This is a genomic window from Falsiroseomonas bella (genome assembly GCF_003173615.1).
In the GTDB taxonomy this organism is placed as follows: Bacteria; Pseudomonadota; Alphaproteobacteria; order Acetobacterales; family Acetobacteraceae; genus Falsiroseomonas; species Falsiroseomonas bella.
Genome location: NZ_QGNA01000001.1, coordinates 144843 through 148927, shown reverse-complemented (window position 1 = coordinate 148927; position 4085 = coordinate 144843). Strand labels below are relative to the sequence as shown.

At 72.4% G+C, this 4085-nt stretch carries 2 protein-coding genes; both read left to right on the top strand.

What is annotated here, in order from left to right; genetic code table 11:
- The first annotated feature begins 16 nt into the window (after positions 1-16).
- Positions 17-1879 carry a GAF domain-containing protein gene (locus DFH01_RS00785; RefSeq protein ID WP_109868507.1) on the top strand — a complete coding sequence of 621 codons (1863 nt, stop codon included), beginning with the start codon at positions 17-19 and terminating at the stop codon, positions 1877-1879.
- Between the two features lie 23 nt (positions 1880-1902).
- Entirely contained in the window at positions 1903-4053 is a 2151-nt protein-coding gene (locus DFH01_RS00780) for a PqqD family peptide modification chaperone (RefSeq protein ID WP_109868506.1), read from the top strand.
- The last annotated feature ends 32 nt before the right edge of the window (positions 4054-4085 follow it).

Here is a 4085-nt window from a genome sequence, read left to right as displayed (position 1 = left end):
GCGGCGGGGGCGCGCGATGTCCTTCGCCGAAGATATCGGGCGCCCCGGCGCAGCGGAGCCGAAGCTCCGCCTCGTCGCGCAGACGGATGGGGAGGCCGCGCTCTGGGCCTCCTTCGCCGGCGCGAAGCAGGCCAGCGAGTTCTGCAACGCCTGGCTTGCCATCCAGTGCCGCAACGTGCCGGATGTGCAGGCGGGCCTGCTGCTGCTGCAGGAAGGCCGCGGCCGCTTCACGCCGGCCGCGATCTGGCCGGACCGCGCGCGCGACGTGACGCATCTCGCCAAGACCGCGCAGCAGGCGCTGGCCGAGAAGCGCGGCGTCGTTCTCGCCGGGCGCGACGGCGCCTCCGAGGTCGCCTACCCGCTGGAACTCGACGGCGCCGTGCATGGCGCGGTGGTGCTGGAAGTGCGCGCCACCGGCGCCGCGCTGCAGGCCGCGCTGCGCCAGCTGCATTGGGGCGCAGGCTGGCTGGAGACGCTGTTCCGCCGCCGCCAGGCCAGCATGGATGCGGAACAGCTGCGCCGCACCGCCATCGCCCTCGATGTCGCCGCCGTCGCCGGCGAGCATGCGCGGCTGCATGCCGCGGCCGTCGCCGTCGCCACCGATCTCGCGACGCGGCTGAACTGCCGCCGCGTCTGCCTCGGCCTCGCGAAGCATCGTGGCGCACGGCTCGTCGCCGTCTCCCACACGGCCTGGTTCGAGGAGAAGGCCCAGACCGTCGCCGCGATCGAGGCCGCGATGGAGGAGGTGCTGGACCAGGACGCGGCCGTGCTGCTGCCGGCCCTGCCGGAGACGGCGCGGCGCATCGCCGTTGCGGCGACCGAGCTCGGCCGCCTCTCCGGCGCGACGACCGTGGCGTCCATCCCGCTCACCGCCGGCCCGCGCACCATCGGCGTGCTGACCTTCGAGCGCGAGGGCGAGGCCTTCGACGCCACGACGCTGCGCATGCTGGAAGCGGTCGGCCATGCGCTCGGCCCGCTGATCGTGGCGAAGGCCGAGGGCGAGAAGCTCGTCACCGGCCGCATCGCGACCATGGCCGGCGATGCGCTGCGCGCGGTCTTCGGCCCGCGCCGGCCGGCGCTGAAGCTCGCGCTCGCCGCGGCGCTGGCGCTTGGTGCCTGGCTCGCGGTCGCCACCGGCGAGTTCCGCGTCGCGGCCAAGGCGGCGATCGAGGGCTCCGTCCAGCGCGCCGCCGTCGCACCCTTCGAGGGCTTCGTCGCCACCGCGCCGGCACGCGCCGGCGACGTGGTGGAGGAAGGCCAGGTGCTGGCCACGCTCGACGACCGCGAGCTGAAGCTGGAAGCCGCGCGCTGGCGGGCGGAGCGCGAGCAGCAGCTGCTCCGCTACCAGGAAGCGCTGGGCAAGCAGGACCGCGCCCAGGCGCGCATGCTCGCCGCGCAGGTGCGCCAGACGGAAGCGCAGCTTGCGCTGGTGGAAGGCAAGCTGGCGCGGGCGCAGGTCCGCGCGCCATTCCGCGGCATCGTCGTCTCGGGCGACCTCTCGCAGCAGCTCGGCGCGCCGGTGGAAACGGGCAAGGTGCTGTTCGAGATCGCGCCGCTCGATGGCTTCCGCGTCGTGCTGCAGGTGGATGAGCGCGACATGCGCTACGTGGCGGAAGGGCAGGGGGGCGAGCTGGTGCTGACCGGCCTTTCGGGCCAGTCCTTCCCCGTGGCGATCAGCAAGGTGACGCCGGTCGCGAATGCGCAGGACGGCCGCAACGTCTTCCGCGTCGAGGCCGCCGTGACCGACCCTGCGGCACGGCTGCGCCCGGGAATGGAAGGCGTGGCGAAGCTCTCGGTCGAGGACCGCTCCCTGGTCTGGATCTGGACTCGCAGCCTCGTGGACTGGGTGCGCATGAGCCTGTGGACATGGCTGCCGTGACCATGCGCCGGCGGACATAACCCATGGCCGCCGACGCCTTCCTCAGCCCCGAATGGCACCGCGTCGCGCGCCTCAAGCCGCGGCTGCGCCCGCATGTGAAGATCCATCGGCACCGCTACCGCGGCCACACCTGGTACGTGGTGCAGGACCACGCCTCCGGGCGCTATCACCGCTTCAGCCCCTCCGCCTACCAGCTCGCCGGCATGATGGACGGCAAGCGCACAGTGGATGAGCTGTGGAAGGCGCTGGTGGACCAGCTCGGCGACGATGCACCGACGCAGACCTCGGTGGTGAACCTGCTCTCGCAGCTCCATTCCGCCGACCTGCTGCAGACCGATGTCGCGGCCGACCCGAAGGAGATGCTGCAGCGCCGCGGCAAGCAGAAGCGCCGCAAGCTGCTCGGCCGCGCGGGCAATCCGCTTGCCGTGAAGTTCCCGCTCTGGGACCCGGACCGCTTCCTGCTCGCCACGCTGCCCTTCGTGCAGCCGCTGATGTCGAAATTCGGTGCGCTGCTCTGGCTGCTGGTGGTCGGCGCCGGCGCGGTGCTGGCCGGCATGCACTGGCCGGAGCTGACGGCGAACCTCGCGGACCGCGTGCTCACGCCCGACGGCTTGCTGATGGTGGCGATCGTCTTCCCCGTGCTCAAGCTGCTGCACGAGATGGGGCATGCCTATGCCACGCGCGCCGGCGGCGGCGAGGTGCACGAGATGGGCGTGATGCTGATGGCGCTCGCCCCGGTGCCCTATGTGGACGGCACCGCCTCCGCCGCCTTCCGCAGCAAGTGGCGGCGCGCGGGCGTAGGCGCGGCGGGCGTGATCGTGGAGGCCTTCATCGCGGCGCTGGCGATGATCGCCTGGACGCTGCTGGAACCCGGGCTGCTGCGCGCGCTGTGCTTCAACGTGATGCTGGTCGCCGGCGTCTCGACCGTGATCTTCAACCTGAACCCGCTGATGCGGCTGGATGGCTATTTCATCGCCTGCGACCTGCTCGAGATCCCGAACCTCGGCGGCCGCGCCAACAAGTGGTGGGGCTGGATCGCCGAACGCAGGCTGTTCGGCGCCGACGTCGAGGAACCGAGCGCGACGCCGTGGGAGCGCTTCTGGTTCGCCGTCTATGCCCCTGCCTCCTTCGCCTGGCGCATGGTGGTGTTGTTCGGCATCGCGCTGTTCGTGGCGGAGCGCTTCTTCGTCATCGGCGCGCTCGTCGCGATCGCGGGCATCGTCATGGGCCTGGTCTGGCCGATGGCGAAGGCCTTCTGGCATGTCGGCACCAGCCCGAAGCTGCAGCTGAAGCGCGGCCGCGCCATGGCGATCACCTTCGGCGGCCTTGCCGCGGCCGCCTTCCTGCTCGCCGTCGCGCCGGCGCCGCTGCGCACCACCTCCGAAGGCGTGGTCTGGCTGCCGGAGGAGGCGATCGTGCGCGCCGGCGGCGACGGCTTCATCCGCGCGGTTGCCATCGCGCCCGGCAGCCATGTCGGGAAGGGGATGCGGCTGGTGGAGGCCGAGCACCCCGAGCTCGTCGCGCAGGTCGCGGTGCTGCGCACCCAGATCGAGGCGCTGCGCGCGCGCCTCGATTCCGAGCAGTTCACCAACCGCGTGCAGGCCGGCGTGACGCAGCAGGAGATCGCGCTCAAGACGCAGGAACTGGCGCGCGCCGAGGAGAAGCTCGCGGCGCTGGAGGTGGTCAGCGGTGCCGAGGGCACCTTCCGCGTGCCGCGCGCCGAGGACCTGCCCGGCCGCTACGTGAAGCGGGGCGACGTCATCGGCTTCATCACGCCGGAGAGCGCATCCCTGGTGCGCGTGGTGGTGCCGCAGGCTGATATCGAGCTGGTGCGCGACCGCCTCGGCGAGGTCGAGATCAAGCTGCCCGGCCGCGTCTGGGAACCGCTTTCGGCGCGCCTGGTGCGGGAAGTGCCGGCAGCCTCCGACCGCCTGCCGAGCCGTGCGCTCGCGGTGGAAGGCGGCGGCCGCTTCGCCTCCGATCCGGCCTCGGGCGGCGAGGCGCCGCGCACGCTGCAGCGCCTGTTCCAGTTCGACCTCGCCCTGCCGGACGGGCTGGTGCGCGAGGCCTATGGCAGCCGCGTCTTCGTGCGCTTCGACCATGGCTGGGAGCCCTTGGGCGCCCAATGGTGGCGCCGCGGCCGCCAGTTGGTGCTCGCGCGATTGCAGTTATGACGCCCCTCAGACGCCGGGCGGCCGCATCCGCG